At 76.6% G+C, this 18,824-nt stretch carries 19 protein-coding genes; 11 read left to right on the top strand and 8 right to left on the bottom strand.

Annotation, left to right across the window (positions count from 1 at the left end):
• Positions 1-2: 2 nt before the first annotated feature.
• Positions 3-1,208, bottom strand: coding sequence for a MarP family serine protease (locus PH190_RS23155; protein ID WP_274233885.1), 1,206 nt, complete (start codon positions 1,206-1,208; stop codon positions 3-5).
• Between the two features lie 131 nt (positions 1,209-1,339).
• On the opposite strand from PH190_RS23155, the gene meaB reads away from it, so the two are divergent.
• The 3 genes from meaB (at position 1,340) to PH190_RS23140 (ending at position 3,281) form a co-directional block, all read left to right on the top strand.
• Complete coding sequence (meaB, locus tag PH190_RS23150) at positions 1,340-2,365, top strand: methylmalonyl Co-A mutase-associated GTPase MeaB (RefSeq protein ID WP_274233884.1); 1,026 nt, start codon at positions 1,340-1,342, stop codon at positions 2,363-2,365.
• A 47-nt stretch (positions 2,366-2,412) separates the two neighbouring features.
• Entirely contained in the window at positions 2,413-2,799 is a 387-nt protein-coding gene (locus PH190_RS23145; RefSeq protein WP_274233883.1) for a hypothetical protein, read from the top strand.
• 116 nt (positions 2,800-2,915) lie between these two features.
• Positions 2,916-3,281 (top strand): hypothetical protein, encoded by a 366-nt coding sequence (locus tag PH190_RS23140; protein WP_274233882.1) that lies wholly within the window; start codon positions 2,916-2,918, stop codon positions 3,279-3,281.
• Positions 3,282-3,284: 3 nt separating this feature from the next.
• Here the strand turns inward: PH190_RS23140 and PH190_RS23135 are convergent, their stop codons facing one another.
• Genes PH190_RS23135 through PH190_RS23110 form a run of 6 tightly spaced genes read right to left on the bottom strand, consistent with a single transcriptional unit; the run spans position 3,285 to position 9,866 of the window.
• The gene (locus tag PH190_RS23135; protein WP_274233881.1) at positions 3,285-3,923 is read right to left on the bottom strand and encodes an NAD(P)-dependent oxidoreductase; all 639 of its coding nucleotides are present in this window, start codon (positions 3,921-3,923) and stop codon (positions 3,285-3,287) included.
• A gap of 52 nt (positions 3,924-3,975) precedes the next feature.
• Positions 3,976-4,761, bottom strand: a complete 786-nt coding sequence (locus PH190_RS23130) for an enoyl-CoA hydratase/isomerase family protein (RefSeq protein ID WP_274233880.1) — start codon at positions 4,759-4,761, stop codon at positions 3,976-3,978.
• Entirely contained in the window at positions 4,758-5,849 is a 1,092-nt protein-coding gene (locus PH190_RS23125) for an acyl-CoA dehydrogenase family protein (protein WP_274233879.1), read from the bottom strand. Before PH190_RS23125 ends, PH190_RS23130 begins: the two co-directional genes overlap by 4 nt.
• Positions 5,846-6,991, bottom strand: coding sequence for an acyl-CoA dehydrogenase family protein (locus tag PH190_RS23120; RefSeq protein ID WP_274233878.1), 1,146 nt, complete (start codon positions 6,989-6,991; stop codon positions 5,846-5,848). Before PH190_RS23120 ends, PH190_RS23125 begins: the two co-directional genes overlap by 4 nt.
• Positions 6,988-7,737, bottom strand: coding sequence for an enoyl-CoA hydratase-related protein (locus tag PH190_RS23115; protein ID WP_274233877.1), 750 nt, complete (start codon positions 7,735-7,737; stop codon positions 6,988-6,990). The genes PH190_RS23120 and PH190_RS23115 overlap by 4 nt, the downstream gene beginning before the upstream one ends.
• Complete coding sequence (locus PH190_RS23110; protein WP_274233876.1) at positions 7,737-9,866, bottom strand: acetate--CoA ligase family protein; 2,130 nt, start codon at positions 9,864-9,866, stop codon at positions 7,737-7,739. Before PH190_RS23110 ends, PH190_RS23115 begins: the two co-directional genes overlap by 1 nt.
• A 122-nt stretch (positions 9,867-9,988) precedes the next feature.
• Here PH190_RS23110 and PH190_RS23105 point away from each other — a divergent pair, with 122 nt between their 5' ends.
• From PH190_RS23105 to PH190_RS23060, 8 genes are all read left to right on the top strand, one after another.
• Entirely contained in the window at positions 9,989-10,663 is a 675-nt protein-coding gene (locus PH190_RS23105) for a GntR family transcriptional regulator (protein WP_274233875.1), read from the top strand.
• A gap of 105 nt (positions 10,664-10,768) precedes the next feature.
• Positions 10,769-12,076 (top strand): MFS transporter, encoded by a 1,308-nt coding sequence (locus PH190_RS23100; protein WP_274233874.1) that lies wholly within the window; start codon positions 10,769-10,771, stop codon positions 12,074-12,076.
• Between the two features lie 10 nt (positions 12,077-12,086).
• The gene (locus PH190_RS23090) at positions 12,087-13,814 is read left to right on the top strand and encodes a UGSC family (seleno)protein (protein ID WP_420791698.1); all 1,728 of its coding nucleotides are present in this window, start codon (positions 12,087-12,089) and stop codon (positions 13,812-13,814) included.
• Positions 13,811-14,635: an NAD(P)/FAD-dependent oxidoreductase gene (locus PH190_RS23085; RefSeq protein WP_274233871.1), complete on the top strand. Its 825-nt coding sequence runs from the start codon at positions 13,811-13,813 to the stop codon at positions 14,633-14,635. Before PH190_RS23090 ends, PH190_RS23085 begins: the two co-directional genes overlap by 4 nt.
• A complete protein-coding gene (locus tag PH190_RS30880; RefSeq protein ID WP_420791697.1) occupies positions 14,635-15,165 on the top strand; it encodes a UGSC family (seleno)protein in 531 nt (176 codons plus the stop codon). Before PH190_RS23085 ends, PH190_RS30880 begins: the two co-directional genes overlap by 1 nt.
• Positions 15,162-16,178, top strand: coding sequence for a hypothetical protein (locus PH190_RS23070; protein ID WP_274233868.1), 1,017 nt, complete (start codon positions 15,162-15,164; stop codon positions 16,176-16,178). Before PH190_RS30880 ends, PH190_RS23070 begins: the two co-directional genes overlap by 4 nt.
• On the top strand, positions 16,175-16,738 hold the full coding sequence (locus PH190_RS23065) for a hypothetical protein (protein WP_274233867.1): 564 nt from the start codon (positions 16,175-16,177) through the stop codon (positions 16,736-16,738). Before PH190_RS23070 ends, PH190_RS23065 begins: the two co-directional genes overlap by 4 nt.
• Positions 16,739-16,761: 23 nt before the next feature.
• Positions 16,762-17,133 (top strand): hypothetical protein, encoded by a 372-nt coding sequence (locus tag PH190_RS23060; protein ID WP_274233866.1) that lies wholly within the window; start codon positions 16,762-16,764, stop codon positions 17,131-17,133.
• A gap of 32 nt (positions 17,134-17,165) precedes the next feature.
• Here PH190_RS23060 and PH190_RS23055 read toward each other — a convergent pair whose 3' ends face one another.
• Complete coding sequence (locus tag PH190_RS23055) at positions 17,166-18,707, bottom strand: alkaline phosphatase D family protein (RefSeq protein ID WP_274233865.1); 1,542 nt, start codon at positions 18,705-18,707, stop codon at positions 17,166-17,168.
• Between the last annotated feature and the right edge of the window lie 117 nt (positions 18,708-18,824).

Raw genomic sequence — 18,824 nt, 5'->3', positions numbered from 1 at the left:
GCTCAGAACCGGCAGGCCCCGGTGTCGACCGGCGTGTCGCGGAGGACGGCGTCGGCGACCACCGGACGCACCTGCTCGACGGTCAGCGCGTAGCCGGTGGGGCTGCCGTCGGGAGCACCGGCGAACACCACCCCGCCCACCCGACCGTCGGCGGTGACGAACGGCCCGCCGGAGTCGCCGCGCTCCACCGCGGCGGCCAGGACCAGCACCTCGCGTCGCACCGACGCGCCGCCGTCGACGTCGCGTCCGACGGCGTCGATCCGCGTGCGGACGGTGGCCGGCTCCACCACCAGGTCGGTGCTCCCGCCCGGGAAGCCGAGGGTGGCGCCCTCGTCGCCCCGCCCGACGCCCGCCTCGCTCCACGCGAGCGGGGGCGCGCCGAGCTCGGGCGCCCGCAGCACGGCCACGTCGAGCGCGGGATCGACGAGGACCGGCTCCGCGGTGTACCGGCCCGTCGTGTCCTCGACGGTCAACCGGTCGAAGCCGGCCACCACGTGGGCGTTGGTGACGACGACGCCGGGCGCCGTGACGAACCCGGAGCCGAAGCCGATCGCGGTGCCGCAGCCCAGGCCGCGGACCCGCACGGTGCTCGGCTGCCCGGCCCGTGCGGCCGCCGCCACGGCGGCGTCCGCCGTCGGCGCGACCGGCGGGGCCGAGATCCCGCCGCCCAGCCCGGCGAACACCGCGGGGAAGCCCTGCCGGTCCAGGTAGGCCGCGACCTCGCCGACGACCGCGGGCCTCGGGGGCAGCGACCGGTCGAGGGCGCCGACGATCTCCGAGCCCTGCACCTGGCGGGCCACCGCCGGGATCGGGCCCTGCGCGAGCACCCCCGCGAGGAGCCACACGACGAGGGCGGTGCCGGCCAGGCCGACCCCCAGCCCGAGCACCCGGTCGACGGGGCCGGCGCCGATCCGGACGACGCCGCGCCGCAGCGCCAGACCGAGACGCAGGCCGATCCCCTGCCCGACGAGGATGGCCACGAGGAGCAGCCCGAGGCTCAGCAGCGCGGTCCCGGCGCCCGGCTCGTCGAGGAACCACGCCGCGACCCGGGGCGCCACCCACGCGCCCGCCAGCAGGCCGAGGACCAGGCCGCCGAGCGAGAGCAGCGCCACGAGCGCCCCCTGGCGCCAGCCCCGGAGCAGGGCGAGCAGCCCGACGACGACGAGGACGCCGTCCAGGATGTTCGGGGAGAGCCCCTGCCCGGGCACGTGCCGCACCTCCGTGTCAGCGATGACCGCGCCCACTCTCCGCCCTCGACCATGGCGTCGGGGTGTGCTGCGCACCGCGGCGGCGGAGGAGTGTCGGCGATCTCGCCGAGGCGGCGACCCGTGTCCGTAGGATGACCGACCGTGTCGTGCGGGGTCATCGGGCAGGCGACGTGAGCGACATCGACCTGGAGAAGTACGTCGACGGCGTCCGGTCCGGGTCTCGGCTCTGGATCGGACGGGCGATCACGCTCGTCGAGTCGACGCGCCCGGACCACCGGGAGGCCGCCCAGGAGCTGCTCGTCGAGCTCCTGCCCCACGCGGGCGGGGCGCGGCGGATCGGCATCTCCGGGGTGCCCGGGGTCGGGAAGTCGACGTTCATCGGGGCGCTCGGGTCGACCCTGACCGCCGCCGGCTCGAAGGTCGCGGTGCTCGCCGTCGACCCGTCCTCGACCCGGTCCGGCGGCTCGATCCTCGGCGACAAGACGCGGATGAACGAGCTGGCCACCGACGACGACGCCTTCATCCGGCCCTCGCCGACCGCCGGCACGCTCGGCGGGGTCGCGAAGGCGACGCGCGAGACGATGGTCGTGATGGAGGCGGCGGGCTACGACGTCGTCATCGTCGAGACCGTCGGCGTCGGGCAGTCGGAGACGACCGTGGCGCAGATGGTCGACTCGTTCCTCTTCCTGACCCTCGCGCGCACGGGCGACTCGCTGCAGGGCATCAAGCGCGGCATCCTCGAGATCGCCGACGTCATCGCCGTCAACAAGGCGGACGGGCCGCACGCGCGCGAGGCGAAGCGTGCCGCGCGGGAGCTCGAGCAGGCGCTCGCGATGCTGCGCGGGGAGCGGGAGACCTGGAAGGTCCCCGTCCTGACCTGCAGCGCGGCCGAGCGGACGGGTCTCGACGACGTGTGGTCGGCGCTGGTGCGCCACCAGGAGCACCTCGACTCCGGGGGCGGGCTGGCCGAGAAGCGCGCCCAGCAGCAGGTCGACTGGACCTGGCAGATGGTCCGTGACCGCCTGCTCGGGCGGCTCCAGGACCATCCCCAGGTCAAGGGCATGCGCACCGAGCTCGAGCACGAGGTCCGCGAGGGCGGGCTCACCCCGGCGCTCGCGGCCGACCGCATCCTCGCGGCGTTCCTCGACCCGTCGTGACCCGGGCCCACGGGTGCGGAGGTCCGGCGGTCGGGTAGACCGTGGGCATGAGCGAGGCACCGGAGCCTGCGGGCGGCCAGAACCCGCTGTGGAGCGTCGTCACCGGCCTGCGCGGACTGGCGGAGAACGTCGTCAGGGCCGCGGGGTCGGCGACGCCGTTCGGCGAGCTGCCCGCGCTGCCGGAGGTCGCGACGCACCCCGGCGCGATGTCGGCGGCGCAGCTCGGGGCGATGCGCGCGGCGATCCAGGCCCAGCGGGACGCGGTGGGCGCGATGCAGAGCCAGCTCGCGGCGTTCGACCAGCAGCTCGAGGTCCTGCAGCGGCTGCTCGTCCCGCTCGCGGAGTGGAGTGCGACGTGGGCGCGGCTCGAGGCGCGGGTGGTGCCGGGCTCCCACGGGCCGTCGCCGCGGGAGGACGGGGACGACGCGCCCTGAGCACCCCGGGTTGGTCGCGGTCCCCGGAGGGGTAGTCGGACAGATACGTCGCGCGCTCTGAGCCCCCACACCGTTGCCGGACCCATCGCGCACCGGAACGACGAGGGCGGTCACCGATGGGGGTCTCGACGGCGAGCTTCGTGACGACGATGGTGATCGGCGTCGTCGTCACGGTGGTGGTGGGCGTGCTCCTGCGCCGGATCGGGCGGGACTTCCTCGCCGAGGTGTACGGCGACCGGTCGATCTCGACCTCGCTGAACTACCTGCTGGTCACCCTCTACTACCTGTTCGCCCTGGGCCTGCTGACCCTGGTGGCGGGCGCGGACCTCGGCCTCGCCGGCGTCCAGCTCATCGTCGTCCGGATCGGGATCTTCCTGCTGGTCCTGGGCGGGGTGTACGGCGGGGCGGTGCTGGCCCTGGAGCGGGCGCGTAGCCGCCGCCGGGAGGAGGACCTCGAGGACGGCTTCCGCCGACCCCGGTGAGCGTCAGTTGCTGATCGCCGGCGCGGCGCCGACGAAGCGGTCGTCGGTGAGCTGGTCGACGAGGAACGCGGCGACGTCGGTGCGCGCCATCGGCGTCCCCACGTCGTCGCGGCCGAGGAAGCCGGCGCGCAGGGTGCCGTTGGACGGGATGTCGATCGGGGCGAACATCCGGGCGAGCGTCCAGTCGAGGTCCGACGTCGTCACGGCCTCGGCCATGCCCTGGACCTCCTCCAGCGCCCCGGGGATCAGGAACCCGATCCCGGCCGGGACGAGCCGTTCGACCAGGCTCGGGCGGTCGCGGGGGTCGGGCACGCTGACGGTGCTCAGCGCGACGAGGCGGCGGACGCCGGCCTCGTGCATCGCCGCGACGATCGTGCGCATCGCCGCGGTGAGCGGGCCGCTGCGCAGGAACGGGTCGACGGCCGGGCCGAGCGCGCTGATCACGGCGTCCGCACCGTCGACGGCCTTGCGGATCGCGGGCTCGTCGTCGAGCTGCGCGACGATCACCTCGAGGCGATCGCTCTCGAGGGCCAGCTTCTCGGGCGACCGGACCAGCGCGGTGACGCGGTGACCCTCGTCCAGGAGGCGGCGAACGACGAGGCGCCCGATCTTGCCGGTGCCGCCGAACACGGTGACGTCCACGGACGCGGATACCCGCTCGTCCGGGTGCCGCGCGTCACGTACGTCACACGGCTCAGCGGGCGCGCCAGACCGGATCGCGCTTCTCGACGAACGCCGCGACGCCCTCGACGCGGTCCTCGCTGGTGTACGGGTCGGGGCCGACGTCGAGGCGCAGGGCGGCCGACAGCGGCAGCGAGCCGCCCTTGCCGAGCGCGGCCTTGTACCGGCGGACGGTCAGCGGGGCGTTGGCGGCGATCCGGGACGCCAGCGATGCCGCATCGCTCGCGAGCTCCGCAGCGGGCACCACGCGGTTGACCAGGCCCCAGCGCGCGGCGTCGGCGGCGGCGAGGTCGTCGCCGGTGTAGAGCAGCTCGTAGGCGACGCCCGGCGGCAGCATCCGGCCGACGAGGTGGGCACCGACGTTCGCGCCCATGCCCCGCTTGGCCTCCGGGAGCCCGACCCGCGCGTGCTCGGCGGCGAGCCGGATGTCGCAGGCCAGCGCGAGCTCGAAGCCGCCGCCCAGGGCCCAGCCGTTGATCGCGGCGATGGTCGGCTTGGTGCACTCGAGGACCGTCTCGAAGACGTTGCGCGACGCTCCGCCCATGGGGCGCAGGCCCTTGTCGGACGACGCGTCGTTCTCGCGGATCTCCCGCAGGTCGACCCCCGCGCAGAACGCCTTCCCGCCCGCGCCGGTCAGCACGACGACCCACACGTCGGGGTCGTCGACGAACCCGTCGAACGCGGCGACGAGGTCGCGCTGGAGCCCGGTCGAGAGGGCGTTGAGGCGCTCGGGGCGGTCGAGGGTCACCGTCGCCACCCGGTCGGCGACCTCGACGACCAGCCCGTTCTCGGTCCTCATCCCCGCACCCCTCGCGACAGCGTCGGCCACAGCGCCTCCGGGCCGCCCGCCGCGAGGGTGTGGCCGAGGCGCGTCGACCAGGCCCGCTCGCCACCCCACTCGTCGCGCCACGACCACAGCCGCCGGGTGAGGACGCCCAGCGCGAACTCCCGGGTCACGCCCATCGCCCCGGTCGCCTGGTGCGCGGCCGCGGCGACGAGCCCCGCCGCCTCGGACGCGACGGCCGACGCCGCGGCCACCTCCAGCGCCGCCGGCTCGCCGTCCCGGGCCGACGCCGCCGCCGACCGCGCGGCGATCGCGGCCAGCTCGACCTGCTCGGCGATGCGCACGAGGTGGTCGGCGACGGCGGGGAACCGCGAGACCGGGCGGCCGAACTGCACGCGCTCACCGGTGTAGGCCACGGTCAGCTCGCCGACGCGCCGGGCCGCGCCCGCGATCATCGCCGCGCGGGCCAGCGCCCCGCGCCGGGCCAGGGCCTCCCGGGCGTCGGCGGGGGCCGGGGCCGTCGTCTCGGGGACCACGCCGTCGAGGTCGACGGCGTCGCGGGGCTCGCCGGCGAGGTTGGTGCCGGGGGTGATCCGGGCGGCGGCCGGGTCGACGACGGCGACGACGGGCGAGCCGTCGGCTCCGTCGGCTCCGTCGGCTGCGTCGGCTCCGTCGGCTCCGTCGGCGATGAGCACGATCCGCGCCGCCTGCCGGGCCCACGCGACGCGGGCGAGGCGTCCGCTGAGCGCCCGGCCGTCGAAGGAGACCTCGCCCGTGCCCGTGGTCAGCGGCCCGTCGGGCAGCGCGATCCCGGCCGCGGCGAGGAGGCGCCCGGCGAGCAGCCCGGTCTCGGCGACCGGCACCGGGGCGGACGCCGCGCCCGCGGCCTCGAGCACCGCGCACGCCTCGGCCACCGAGCCGCCCGCGCCCCCGGCCGCCTCGGGCACCCCGACCGTCGTGAAGCCGCCCGCGTGCAGCGGCTCCCACACCCCGGCGGCCCAGCCTTCACGCTCGGCGTCCTCGAGGACGGCGGGGGTGACGCGGTCGGCGAGCAGGTCGGCGACGGCGTCGCGGACCTCGGTCACGTCCAGGGTCGCCGTCACCGCGCGCTCCTCGTCAGGGCCTTGGCCGCGATGCCGCGCAGGACCTCGGTGGTCCCGCCGCGCAGCGTCCAGGTCGGGGCGTTGAGCACGCACTCGGCCAGCAGCCGGTCGAACATCGTCGGGCCTCCCGGGTCGATCTCGCCGCCGGCGACGTCGCGCAGGGTCTCGACGACCTGCTGCTCGAACGTCGTCCCGACGTCCTTGACCAGCGACGCCTCCACCGCGGGCGCCTCGCCCTGCTCCAGCGAGCGGGCGACGGCGAGCGAGAGCTGGCGGATGGCCCACAGCTGCGCGCCGATCCGTCCGATCGCGGCGGCGCGCACGGCGTCGGGATCGCGGCCGTGGACCGCGAGGAACGCCCGGTAGAGCCCGAGCACCGAGAGGTAGCGGTCGGGGCCGGAGCGCTCGTGGGCGAGCTCGGCGGTCACCTGCGCCCAGCCCTGCCCGACCTCGCCGAGGACGCGCTCGTCGGGCACGAACACCCCGTCGAGGACGACCTCGTTGACGTGCTCCTCGCCGTCGATCAGCGGGATCGGCGAGACCTGCACGCCGTCGGCGCCGAGGTCGACGATCAGCTGCGACAGGCCCGCGTGGCGGTCGCCGTCGCCCTGCGGGCTCGTGCGGCACAGGACGACGGCGAAGTGGTTGAGGTGGGCGTTGGTGGTCCAGACCTTGGTGCCGGTGACGCGCCAGCCCCCGTCGACCGGCGTGGCCGTCGTGCGCACCGAGGCGAGGTCGGAGCCGGCGTCGGGCTCGCTCATGCCGAGGGAGAACCAGCACTCGCCGGCCGCGATGCGCGGGAGGAACCAGCGGCGCTGCTCCTCGGTGCCGAACCGCAGCAGGGCGGGCGCGGTCTGGCGCTCGGCGATCCAGTGCGCGGCGATCGGGGCGCCCGCGGCGAGGAGCTCCTCGATGACGACGAACCGGCGGACGGTGCTCGCGCCGGCGCCGCCGTACTCGGTGGGGATCGACATGCCGACCCAGCCGCGCTGCGCGAGCGCGCGGGTGAACTCCGGGTCGTGGCGACTGCCGAGACCGAGGCCCGGGCGGAAGTCGTCGGGCAGGACGTCGGCGAGCCAGGCGCGCACCTCGGCGCGCAGCTCCTCCTCGGCGGGGGAGAGCGGGGTCGGGTCGAAGATCATCGGTTGTCCTCCCGGGACGCGCGCCGGCGCTGGCTCCACATCTGCGTCGCGCGCTCGAACTCCACGGCCGCGTCCCACGGCAGGCCCGGCGGGCCGGTCTCGGTGCGGAACGAGCGGACGGCCTCGCGGGCGAGGTCGGGGTCCCGCGCCGGCACCGCGGCCAGCGCGAGCGCGGTGTCCTCGACCTCGGCGTCGTCGACCGCCCGCCAGGCCAGCCCGAGCTCCGCCGCCCGGGTGCCGTCGATCTCCTCGCCGAACAGGCCCATCGCCGCCGTCGCCTCGCGCCCGGCGCTCCGGGAGGCGATCGTGAAGAAGCCGCCGCCGGGGTGCAGGCCGATGCGCAGGAAGCCCGCGAGCAGGCGGGCGTCGCGGGCGACGACGCGCAGGTCCGTGGCCAGCACCAGGTTCAGCCCCGCGCCCACCGCGGCGCCGCGCACGGCGGCGATCGTCGGGACGGCGAGCGTGCCGACGCGGCGGAACGCGCCGTAGACCGCGCCGGTGTCGCGGAACGCGGCGTCCTCGGCCTGGTCGGCGCCGGGGTTCCAGGTGCGGCGGTCGGCGCCCGAGCAGAACGTGCCGTTCGCGCCGCGGACCACGGCGGCGCCCACCGAGCGGTCGGCGTCGACGGCCTCGCACGCCGCGGCCAGCTCGCGGCCCATCGCGGGGGTCAGCGCGTTGCGGACCTCGGGCGCGTCGACGGTCAGCAGCGCCACGCCGCCGGTGATCTCGAGACCGATGCTGCCCACTAGGTCTCCGTCCTGAGCACGTCCACGGCGACAGCCTGCCCGGCGTGTCGCGGATCCGAGCGGGTGGCGATCCTGGCGTCCAGTGCCAGCGTGGACGCCAGGCTGGTACTCCTCGCCGGCGGGAGGACCAGCGGGTTCACCTCGAGCTCGGCGAGGCCGGGGAGGCCGGCGGCGCGCGAGAGGCGGACGATCGCGTCGACGGCGGCGTCGAGGTCCGCGCCCGGCGCGCCGCGGTGCCCGGCGAGCAGGGGCCAGCAGCGCAGGGACGCGAGCATCGACCGGGCCGTCGCCGGCGTCACCGGCGCGAGGGCGTGGACGACGTCGCGGTGCACCTCGGTCGCGGTGCCCCCGTGGCCGACGGTCAGCACGGGCGGCCAGCCGTCGCGCCCGCCGTCGACCGACACCAGCAGCTCCACCCCGTCCGGGACCCGCTCCTGCACGAGCACGCCGGTCGCGCCGGGCAGGGCCGCGAGCTCGGCGTGGACGGACGCGGCGGCGTCGGTCGGCACGTCGAGGCGCACCGCGCCCGCCTCGGTCTTGTGCGGGAGCCCCTCGGTCTTGAGCACCGCGCGGCCCCCGAGCTCGGCGACCGCCGCGGCGGTGTGCGCGGGGTCGGTGCTGATCGCGGACCGGGGCCGGCGCACCCCGAGGGCGTCGAGGAGGTCCCAGCCGTCGCCGGGCACGGGGTCGAGGGCATCGAGCGGCGCGGGCGCGGCCCCGGGCCCGGCGGCGACGGCGTCGAGCACCCGCACCGCGAGCGCGATCGACGAGAACACCGGCACCCCGGCCGCGCGCAGCACCGCGCGGGCGGGCGCGGTGCCGTCCTCGCCGGCCATCCAGACGACGGCGACGGGCGGGGCGTCGGGACCCTGCTCGGCGACCGTGGCGGCGAGGTCGCGGGCCAGGGCGTCGGCGGCCTCCCCGACGAGCATCGTCAGCAGCACGAGCACCGCGTCGACGTGCGGGTCGGCGCGCACGATCCCGCAGACCTCGCCGAACGAGCCGCCGTCGTTGAACAGCTGGGCGGTGACGTCGACCGGGTTCGCGACGGCGCCGAAGGCGGGGACGAGGCGCCCGAGCTTCGCCTGGGTGCGCTCGTCCAGCTCGGGCACGGCGAGCCCGGCCTCGCTGGCCCGGTCGGCGGCGAGGATGCCGGCGCCGCCGGAGCTGGTGACGAGCCCGACCGAGCGCCCGGTCGGGCGGCGCCGTCCGTGGCGCCCCCGCAGCATCGTCGCCGCGGCCAGCAGCTCCTCGACGTCGTCGACGAGCACCACGCCGAACCGCCGCGAGACGAGCGTGAACGCGGTGTCGTCGCCGAGCATCGCGCCGGTGTGCGAGACGGCCGCCCGCCGCCCCGGCGCCGAGCGCCCCGAGCGCAGCACCACCAGCGCGGTCCCCTCGGCCGCGGCCTCGGCGGCGAGCGCGGCGTAGTCGCCGGGGTCCGGCAGCGACTCGGCGTAGACCGCGAGCACGGAGACGTCGGGGTCGGCGACGAGGTGGCGGCCGACCTCGGTGAGCGTCACGTCGGCCTCGTTGCCGGTGCTCACCCACGCCGACAGGTCCAGCCCGCGCTCGGCGGCGACGTCGAGCACCGCGCCCCCGATGGCGCCGCTCTGCCCGACGTAGGCGATGCCGCTGGAGCCGGTCAGCGGGCGCTCGCCGGCGCCGGTGAAGGTCGCGAACAGGCGGCTGCGGGCGTCGTAGAGCCCCTGGCAGTTGGGCCCGAGGACGCGGGTGCCGGCGGCCCGCGCGGCGGCGACCAGCTCCTCCTGGCGCGCCCGGCCCTCGTCGCCGACCTCCGCGAAGCCGGAGGCGAACACGATCACCGCCGCGGCGCCGGCCGCCCCCGCCTCGGTGACCGTCGCCGCGGCACGCTCGGCGGGCACGAGGGCGAGCACGAGGTCGACGCCGCCCGGGACGTCGGCGAGCGAGGGTGCACAGGGCACGCCGCCCAGCTCGTCGTACTTGGGGTTGACCGGGTGCACCCGCCCGGCGAAGCCCCGCTCGGTGAGCCAGCGCAGCGGGCGCGCCATGGGGTTGTCCGCGCGCCCGGTCGCGCCGACGAGGGCGACCGACCGCGGCGCGAGCACCCGGTGCCAGTCGGTGGCGGCAGCGTCGACGGGACCCACGCGCCGAACCTAGGTCGACCGACCGGGACGACACAACCGATCGAACACCGTTTCGTATCCAATGGCGGCACACCCGCGCCGGACCCCGCGCTCGTTACGCTTTGCCGGAGGGAGGTGGGGGCGTGGTCGGTACCGAGACGGAGCCCGCGCGGCGGGCGACGAGCGTGCAGCGCGCGGTCGAGGAGATCCGCCGGATGCTGCGCTCGCGCGAGCTCGTGCCCGGCCAGCAGGTCCGCCAGGAGACGCTCGCCGCGCGGCTCGGGGTGAGCCGCATCCCGGTGCGCGAGGCGCTCAAGACCCTCGAGGCCGAGGGCGTCCTGCGCCACGAGCCGCACGTCGGCTACGCCGTGGCGCGGCTCAACGCCGACGAGCTCGCGCAGGTCTACCTCATGCGCCGGGCCCTCGAGACCGAGGTCCTGCGCGCGCTGCCGCGCCTGTCCGCCGCGCAGCTCCGCGAGCTGACCAGCCTCAACGAGGCGATCGGCGAGCAGGTCGAGCGGGTCGACGTCGCGGGCATCGTCGCGGCCAACCAGGCCTTCCACTTCGCCATGTTCCGGCTCTCGGGCCTCGACCTCGTCGTCGACGAGATCGCCCGGCTCTGGCGGCGCAGCGAGCCCTACCGGACCGTCCACCTCTACGACTCCGCGGGCCGGTCCCGGGTGGTGCGCGAGCACCGCAGGATGATCACCGCGCTGCGGCGGGGGGATCTCGGGGCGGTGGTGTCGCTCATGGACGCGCACCGCGACCACACGGTCGCCGACCTCCACGCCGCGCTGGGGCTGCCGCCCCGGTCGTAGCCGAGATCGTATCCAATCCTCTCTGGACTTGTGTGGTGTGACCCACCTAACCTCCGCCGCGGAGACCGGCGCGCACCGACGCGCTCGTCGGGAGCGGAGGAGCCGATGACCGCCGAGCAGGACCGCCCGCCGGCAGCAGGCGGCACCACCACGACCGCGACGATCACGGAGTCGCCCGAGTACACCCCGGGCGAGCGCCGCCGCATCCTCGGCGCGGCCTGCCTCGGCTGGGGCATGGAGTACTTCGACTTCATGCTCCCGACGCTGCTCGCGGGCGCGATCATGGCGCACTACGGCGTCTCGGCCGGCGTGTTCGGGGTGGCCATCGCGGGCCAGCTCGTCGGCTCCGCGATCGGCGGCGTGCTCTTCGGCTGGCTCGGCGATCGCTACGGGCGCCGCCGGACCCTCATCTGGTCGATCCTCATCTACTCGGTCGCGACCGGCCTGGTCTTCGTCGCCCCGAACTTCGCGGTGTTCGTCGTGCTCCGCGTGCTCACCGGCGTCGGCACCGGCGGCGAGTGGGCGGTCGGGTTCGCCTGGCTCAACGAGGCGTGGGCGCCGAAGCGCCGCGGCCTCGGCGGCGGCCTGGTCCAGGCGTCGCTGTGGCCCGCCTACGCGCTGGCCGTGCTCGTCGCCCAGCTCGTCGTCGACTGGCGGGTGGCCTTCCTCATCGGCGTCCTGCCCGCGCTCGCCTGCGTCTGGATCCGCTTCGCGTGCCGGGAGTCGCGGCAGTGGGAGGAGCTGCAGCGGCGCAAGGCGGAGGGCCTGCTCACCGACGCCACCGCGGCGAAGGCGTCCCGGTCGACGTGGCGCCAGCTCGTGGCCCGGGACTCGCTGCCGATCGTGCTGGTCGGGCTCGTCGTCGCGTTCGGTGCGCAGTGGGTGCCCTACACCGCGACGGCCTGGATGCCCTCGATGCTCAAGACCGACCTCGGCCTCGACGCCGGCACCGCGAGCACGGTGCTCTACGTCGCCGCCGCGATCTCGTTCGTCGGCTTCATCCTCGCGGGCTGGCTCTCGGACCGCTTCGGTCGCCGGCCGGTGTTCGTCGCGTTCGCGGCGCTGCAGACCGTCACGTTCGCCGTGATGCTCGCGCTGGCCCTGGGCGGCGAGGGGCTGGGCAACTTCGTGTGGCTCTACCTCGCGTCCAGCCTGTTCCTCGGCTACTTCGGCATCTTCGGGGTGTGGTTCGGCGAGCTGTTCCCGACCCGCATCCGCTCGCTGGGGTCGGCGGCGGCCTACAACGTGGGTCGCGGCCTGTCCGGCATCGGGACGATCATCGGCGGCGTCGTGGCCACGAGCGCCGGCTACGGCATCGCGGTCGGCATCGCCGTCGTCGGCGCGGCGATCGTCACCGTCGCCGCCCTGTTCCTGCGCGACCGGGCCGGTCGCGTCATCACCGCGGACGAGTAGGGGGAGCACCGTGAGCGAGCCGCGCTACGAGGTCCTGGGCCCGCTGGGGCCGCGGGAGGTCGACGACGTCGCCGAGCACGAGCGCCCCGAGACGCTGCGCGGCCGGCGGATCGCCTACCTCTGGGACGAGCTCTTCCGCGGCCCCGAGATGTTCGACGTCATCTCGGAGGTGGCGCGCGAGCGGCACGGCGACGTCGCGTTCGTCGGCTGGGAGGAGTTCGGCAACTTCCACGCCTCGGCCGCCGAGGAGCGCCGGGTGCTCGACGCGCTGCCCGAGCTGCTGCGCGCCCACCGCGTCGACCTCGTCGTCGCCGCCGTCGGTGCTTGAGGCTCCTGCATGCCTGCCGTGATGCGGGCAGCGGCCACCGCCGAGCGCGCCGGGGTGCCGGCGGTCGCGATCGGCGGCGCGGGGTTCGAGGGGATGGGCCGCGCGGTCGGCCGGTCGCTCGGCGTCGGGCACGTCCCGATCGTCAGCTACCCGGGCGTGATCCTCACCGACACCGGCGACGTGTTCCGGGCGAAGATGCGCGAGCAGGTGGCGCCGGCGGTGGTGGACGCGCTGGTGGCGGGGTCGTCGTCGCTCGATGGTGGTGACGGGGGAGCCGACGACGCGGGCGCCGGCGCCGTCGACCACGGACCCACCGAGATCGTCGCGCGCGGTGACCTCGACGCGATCACCGACGTCTTCGAGACGCGGGGCTGGACCGACGGCCTGCCGATCGTCCCGCCGACCCCGGACCGCGTCGCGGCGTTCCTCGACCACACCCGCCGCGACCCCGACGAGGTGCTCGGCGTCCTCGCCCCCGAGCTGCGGCGGGCGACGGTGCGCAGCGTCGCGGTGGGCGGGGTCATGGCCGGCTGCCGGCCGCAGGACCTGCCGGTGCTGCTGGCGATCGTCGCGTGCGTCGCCGACCCGGCGTTCCGGGTGCAGGACGCCGGGTCGACGCCGGGGTGGGAGCCCCTGGTGGTGCTGTCCGGCCCGGTCGTCGAGCGCCTCGGCTTCCACAGCGGGACGGGCGCGCTGCGGGTCGGGCGGCGCGCGAACACCGCGGTCGGGCGTTTCCTGCGGCTCTACCTGCGCAACGTCGCCGGCCTGCGCATCCCGCCCGGGCAGACCGACCAGGGCGCGATCGCCTCGACCTGGCACGTCGCGCTGGCCGAGGACGACGCGGCGGTGCGCGACCTCGGCTGGCCGTCGTTCCGGGTCGACCGGGGCTTCGCCGACGCCGACAGCGTCGTCACGGTGCAGAGCGTCGTCGCGGTCAGTGCGCCCATCTACTCCGGCGGCGAGAGCGCGGCCGACCACCTCGACGCGCTGACCACGATCTTCGGCAACGCGATCGGGCCGTGGGCGTACACCGGGATCGAGTTCGGCGCGTTCCACCCGCTGCTCGTGCTCGGGCCGGCGGTGGCGCGGGCGCTCGCGGGCTTCGGCGTCGACAAGGACGCGCTGCGCGCCCACCTGGCCGAGCACATGCGGGTGCCGGTGCGCCAGCTGCAGGCGTGCGCGTGGAACGTCGGCTCGACGAGCTTCGACCTCGACGCGGCCGTCGCCGCCGGCGAGCTCGACGAGCGCTACGCCGGCGACCACCCCGACCGGCTCGTGCCGATGGTGCCGCGCGCCGCGGACATCGGGATCGTGCTGGCGGGCAACGCGAGCCGCAACCAGTCCCGCGGCTTCGTGCAGAACCACGTGCAGGGCGTGCCGGTGAGCCGGCGGATCGAGGAGGTCCGGTGACCGAGTGGGACGTGGTCGTCGTCGGGGCGGGCATCGCCGGTCTCACCGCGGCCCGGGCCTGCGCCGACCGCGGGCTCGCCGTCGTCGCCCACGACGCGCTCGCGCCGGGCGGGCAGCTGATCAACCTCGGCGCCCTCGCCGACTGGCCGGGCGCGCCGACGACCGGTCCGGACCTCATGGGCGCGCTGCTCACCGACGTCGTGGACCGCGGCGTCGAGATCGCGTACGGCGAGGTCACCGGCCTGCGCGCCGACCCGCTGACGGTCGACGGGGCCGAGGGCCCGGTGACGGCGCGGGCGGTCGTCGTCGCCACCGGGCGCACGCCGGGACGCCTCGACGTGCCCGACGCCGACGCGTGGGAGGGCCGCGGCCTGTCGCACTGCGCGACCTGCGACGGGCCGCTGCACGCCGGGCGCGAGGTGGTGGTCGTCGGCGACGACGGGTGGACCGCGCAGGAGGCGCTGGAGCTCGCCGGGATCGCGAAGCGGGTGACGCTGGTGAGCACCGCGCCGTCGTGGTCGGCGTCGATGGGCCGCCGCCTGGCCGGGGCCGTCGAGGTGCGGTCGGCCGCGGTCGCCGCGCTGGAGGGCGACGGCACGCTCGGCGCCGTGCGCCTCGACGACGGCGAGGTCCTCGAGGCGTCGGGGGTCTTCGTCTACACCCACGCCGACCCGCGCCGGGAGCTGCTCGACGGGCTGCCCGCGGACGCCCCGGTGTGGTCCGCGGGCGACGTCACCGGCGCCGACCGGTACCTGCTCACCGCCGCCGCGGACGGCCTGCGGGCCGGGCGCGCGGTCGTCGCCCACCTCGAGGAGGCCTGATGCGCATCGTCGACCCGACGTCCGGGACCGCGCCGGAGGACACGGTCGCCGTGGTCGCGGCCGCCGACGGCGCCGCGGGAGCCCTGTGCGGCCTGTCGAACTCCAAGCCCGGCGCCCACGACATCCTCGCCGCCATCGGGCGCCGCCTCGCCGACGACCACGGGCTCGGGCCGAACGGGCTGGAGGCCAAGCCGAGCGCCGCGGTCGGCGCCGACCCCGCGCTGCTCGACCACCTCGCCGCGCAGTACCGGCTCGCCGTCGTCGCCATCGGTGATTGAGGCTCGTGCTCGTCGTGGAGTCTCCACGACTCGCTGGAGCTCGAGCGCCGCGGCGTGCGCTCGATCCTCGTCGTCACCTCGTCGTTCCTGCCGTTGGTGCAGGCGCAGGCGACGGCCCGCCGCGCCGAGCCGCGGCTCGTCGTCGTCGACCACCCCGTCGGCGGGCTCTCGCCCGACGAGCTCGCGGGGCGGACGGAGACGGCCTACGCCGGGGTCGTGGCGGAGCTGCGGTCGATGGGGGAGCTGTCGTGACCGACGTCCTGGATCTGCCCGACGTCGACGACGCCTGGGCCTGGACGGCCGCCTGCGAGGAGCGCGGCTGGGGCGACGGGCTGCCGACGGTCCCGCCGACCGAGGAGCGGGTCGCGGCGATGCTGGCCGCCCTGCCGCCCGACCTGCCCCACCTCGGTCCGCTGCCCCCGCGCGGGGTGACGCCGACGCTGCGCTCGGTCGCGGCGAACGCGGTGATGGCCGGCTGCCGGCCCGCGGACCTCCCGGTGGTGCTCGCCGCCCTCGACGCCGTGCAGGACGAGGCCTACAACCTGCACGGCACGCTCGCGACGACGCACCCGTGCGCGCCGATGGTGCTGGTCTCGGGCCCGGTGTGCGACGCGCTGGGGATCAACGCGGGCGGCAACTGCCTCGGGCAGGGCACCCGCGCGAACGCGGTGATCGGGCGGGCGCTCTCGCTCGTGCTGCTGCACGTCGGCGGCGCGCGGCCCGGGGTGCTCGACCGCTCGACGCAGGGCTCGCCGGCGAAGTACACGTTCTGCTTCGGGGAGTCGGACTCGCCCTGGGAGTCGCTCGCGGTGCGCCGCGGCTTCGGTGCGGACGAGGGCGTCGTGTCCGTCATGGCCGCCGAGCCGCCGCACAACGTCAACGACCACGGCAGCACCACCGGCGCGGAGATCCTGCTGACCGTCGCCGGGACGATGGCCCAGCCCGGCTCGAACAACGTCTACGTCCGTGGCCCGCACCTGCTGCTGCTCGGCCCCGAGCACGCCGCGACGCTGCACCGCGACGGCTGGACGCCCGACACGATCCGCGCGCACCTGTGGGAGCACGCGCGCATCCCGGTCTCCCACGTCTCGGCGGGCAACCGGCGGCAGTTCGTCGAGTGGGGCGTCGAGCCCGACGGGGACGCCTACACGGTCAGCGACGCCCCGGAGAACCTGCACCTCGCCGTCGCGGGCGGGGCCGGGAAGCACTCGGCGTGGATCCCGTCGTTCGGCGGCACCGCGCTGGTGTCGCGCCGGGTGCCGTGAGGACCGTCCCCGAGGGCACCGACGTCGTCGACGCGACGGCGACGCTGCTCGCCGACGGCATCGGCGACGGGCTCCCGGTGGTGCCGCCGACGCCGTCGCGGGTCGAGGCGGTGCTGGCCGGCACCGCCGACCCGGACGCGGTCCTCGGCGCGGTGCCGCCGCTGTTCGGCGAGCTGACGCCGCGGCTCGCGGCCACGTGCTGCGTGCTCGCGGGCGCCCCGCCGGCGGCCCTGCCCGTCGTGCTCGCGGCGGCGACGGCGTGCCTGGTGCCGGAGCTCAACCTGCTCGGGGTCGCCACGACCACCGGCACCGCCGCGATCGCGGTGATCGTCACCGGGCCGGTCGCGGAGCGGCTCGGCCTGTCCCACGGCACCGGGATGCTCGGACCCGGCCCGCACACCAACGGCGCGGTCGGCCGCGCGCTCGCCCTCACGCTGGCGACCGCGGGCGGCGTGGTGCCGGGCGTCACGACCATGACGACCACCGCCCAGCCCGCCCGCTACACCTGCTGCCTCGCCGAGGCCCCGGACGGCCCCTGGGGCACGCTCGCACGTCGCTGACATCCCCCGCTGCCCCGGACGCCGTGACGGTGCTGCCGATCGGCGGCACGGCCGAGGTGCTGCCGCGCGACGACCGGCCCGACCCGGACGCGGTGCTCGATCCCCTCGCCGACGCCCTGGCCGGCGCGGTCCTCGCCGCCGGCGACCCCGCCCGCGGGCGCGGGATGACCCACGCCGTCGTGCTCCCGCCCGAGGTCGCCGCCCGCCTCGCCCCGTCCGGCGACCCCGCGACCGCCCTGCGCGAGCGCGCCGACGCCGCCCTGCGCGCCCGCACCGGCGGCGACCACACCAGCGCGGCCGAGGTCCTCCCGATCGTCGCCGGCGGACCCGGCATCAAGATGCTGCACCTGCCCGGCTGGATGGGCGGCAGCCGCGCCGTCACCGCCCCCGTGTGAGGAGTCGGCACGGCGATGGGGGTGGCCACTGCTCACGTCCGCGTCGGGACCTCGGGGACCACGAAAGTCGCCGCCGTGCGCACCGGCGCGCCGCGGACGGTCACGCGGTCGACGACCCGGAAGTCCGCCCGCCACTCCCGTGGTGTCACCGTGCTGCGGAGGTAACCGCGGCGCCGGTCGAGCACGCGCAGGTGCGGGTTGGCGGCGAGCAGCGCGGCGTCACCCGGTCCCCGCGGCCCGCCGTCGCCGCCCGAGGTGATCGAGGACGTGACCAGCTCGGTCGCCACGCGCGGCGACGCCGGGTCGGTGGGGTCGGCGAGCACGTCGGCGGCGTGGTGGGCGTGCACGTCGCCGGTGAGGATCACGGGGTTCGACGTGCGGGCGGCGACGAGGTGGTCGCGCAGGGCGTCGCGCTCGGCGGCGTAGCCGTCCCACGACTCCTCGTCGAGGGCGATCGTCGGGCCGGCCGCGAGGTCGCGGGGCGCGAAGAACACCTGCTGCGCCAGCGCGTTCCAGCGCGCCGTCGGCCCGGCGAGCCCGCCCCACAGCCAGGCCCGCTGCGCGGCGCCGAGCATCGTGCGCGCCGGGTCCCGGGCGCGGGCGGGGTCCTGGTCGCTGCGGTGCTGGCGGGTGTCGAGCAGGTGCACGTCGACGAGGTCGCCGAACGTGAGCCGCCGGTGCGCGAGCATCGCCGGGCCGTCGGGCCGCTGGGGCCGGCGCAGCGGCATGTGCTCCCAGAACGCGCGCAGCGCGTCCGCCCGCCGGCGCCGGAACACCGCCGGGTCGGCGTCGGGCTCCCGGTCGCGCTGGGAGACGTCGCCCGCCCAGTTGTTCTCGACGTCGTGGTCGTCGAGCGTGACCGCCCACGGGAACGCGGCGTGCGCGGCCTGCAGGTCCGGGTCCGTCCGGTACTGGGCGTGGCGCACGCGGTAGCCGGCGAGCGTCGACACCTCACCGGCGGGCTGGTGGTCGCGCCCGGCGAAGTCCGTCGCGGGGCTCTCGTAGATGTAGTCGCCGAGGAAGACGACGAGGTCGAGGTCGTCGCGCACCATCGCCGCGTAGGCGGTGTAGAAGCCGTCCTGGCGGCACTGGCAGCTCGCGGAGGCCAGCGCGAACCGGTCGACCCGGGCGCCGGGCGCCGGCGCCGTCCGGGTCCGACCCGTCGGGCTGACCGCCGACCCGGCCCGGAAGCGGTAGAAGTGGTCGGCCCGCGGGCGCAGGCCGCCGACCTCGACGTGCACGGCGTGCGCGTCCTCGGGCCGCGCCACCACGCTGCCCCGCGCGACGACCCGGCCGAACGCCGCGTCCTCGGCGACCTCCCACGCGACGAGCACCGGCCGGTCGCCCATGCCCCCGCGCCCGTCCGGGGCGAGGGGCTCGGGCGCGAGGCGGGCCCAGAGCGCGACGCCGTCGGGCGCGGGGTCGCCGGACGCGACGCCGAGCGTGAACGGGTCGGTGCGCGGCGGGGCCGCGTCCGCGGCCGAGACCCACGGGGCCCCGAGCGCCACGGCCGCCCCGGTCAGCGCCGCGGCGCCACCGAGCAACGTGCGACGGGACACCGGGGCTCCGCTCACGGGACTCCTCTGGCCGTCCGGACCGGGACGCGCCCCTCCGCGGCGCCTGCCCCACCAACGAGTGACCCCTACCCGCCGGTTCGGAACCTTCCGTGACCGGATCGTTCCGTGGCGTCA

Source organism: Actinomycetospora straminea (assembly GCF_028737255.1).
Taxonomy (GTDB): Bacteria; Actinomycetota; Actinomycetes; order Mycobacteriales; family Pseudonocardiaceae; genus Actinomycetospora; species Actinomycetospora straminea.
Note: the sequence above shows the minus strand (reverse complement) of the source record. Positions and strands in the feature narration are given on the sequence as shown.

Coding starts and splice junctions, on each gene's coding strand:
- meaB (WP_274233884.1), top strand. CDS start 1,340: ATGACCGACCGTGTCGTGCGGGGTCATCGGGCAGGCGACGTGAGCGAC.
- PH190_RS23145 (WP_274233883.1), top strand. CDS start 2,413: ATGAGCGAGGCACCGGAGCCTGCGGGCGGCCAGAACCCGCTGTGGAGC.
- PH190_RS23140 (WP_274233882.1), top strand. CDS start 2,916: ATGGGGGTCTCGACGGCGAGCTTCGTGACGACGATGGTGATCGGCGTC.
- PH190_RS23130 (WP_274233880.1), bottom strand. CDS start 4,761: ATGAGGACCGAGAACGGGCTGGTCGTCGAGGTCGCCGACCGGGTGGCG.
- PH190_RS23120 (WP_274233878.1), bottom strand. CDS start 6,991: ATGATCTTCGACCCGACCCCGCTCTCCCCCGCCGAGGAGGAGCTGCGC.
- PH190_RS23100 (WP_274233874.1), top strand. CDS start 10,769: ATGACCGCCGAGCAGGACCGCCCGCCGGCAGCAGGCGGCACCACCACG.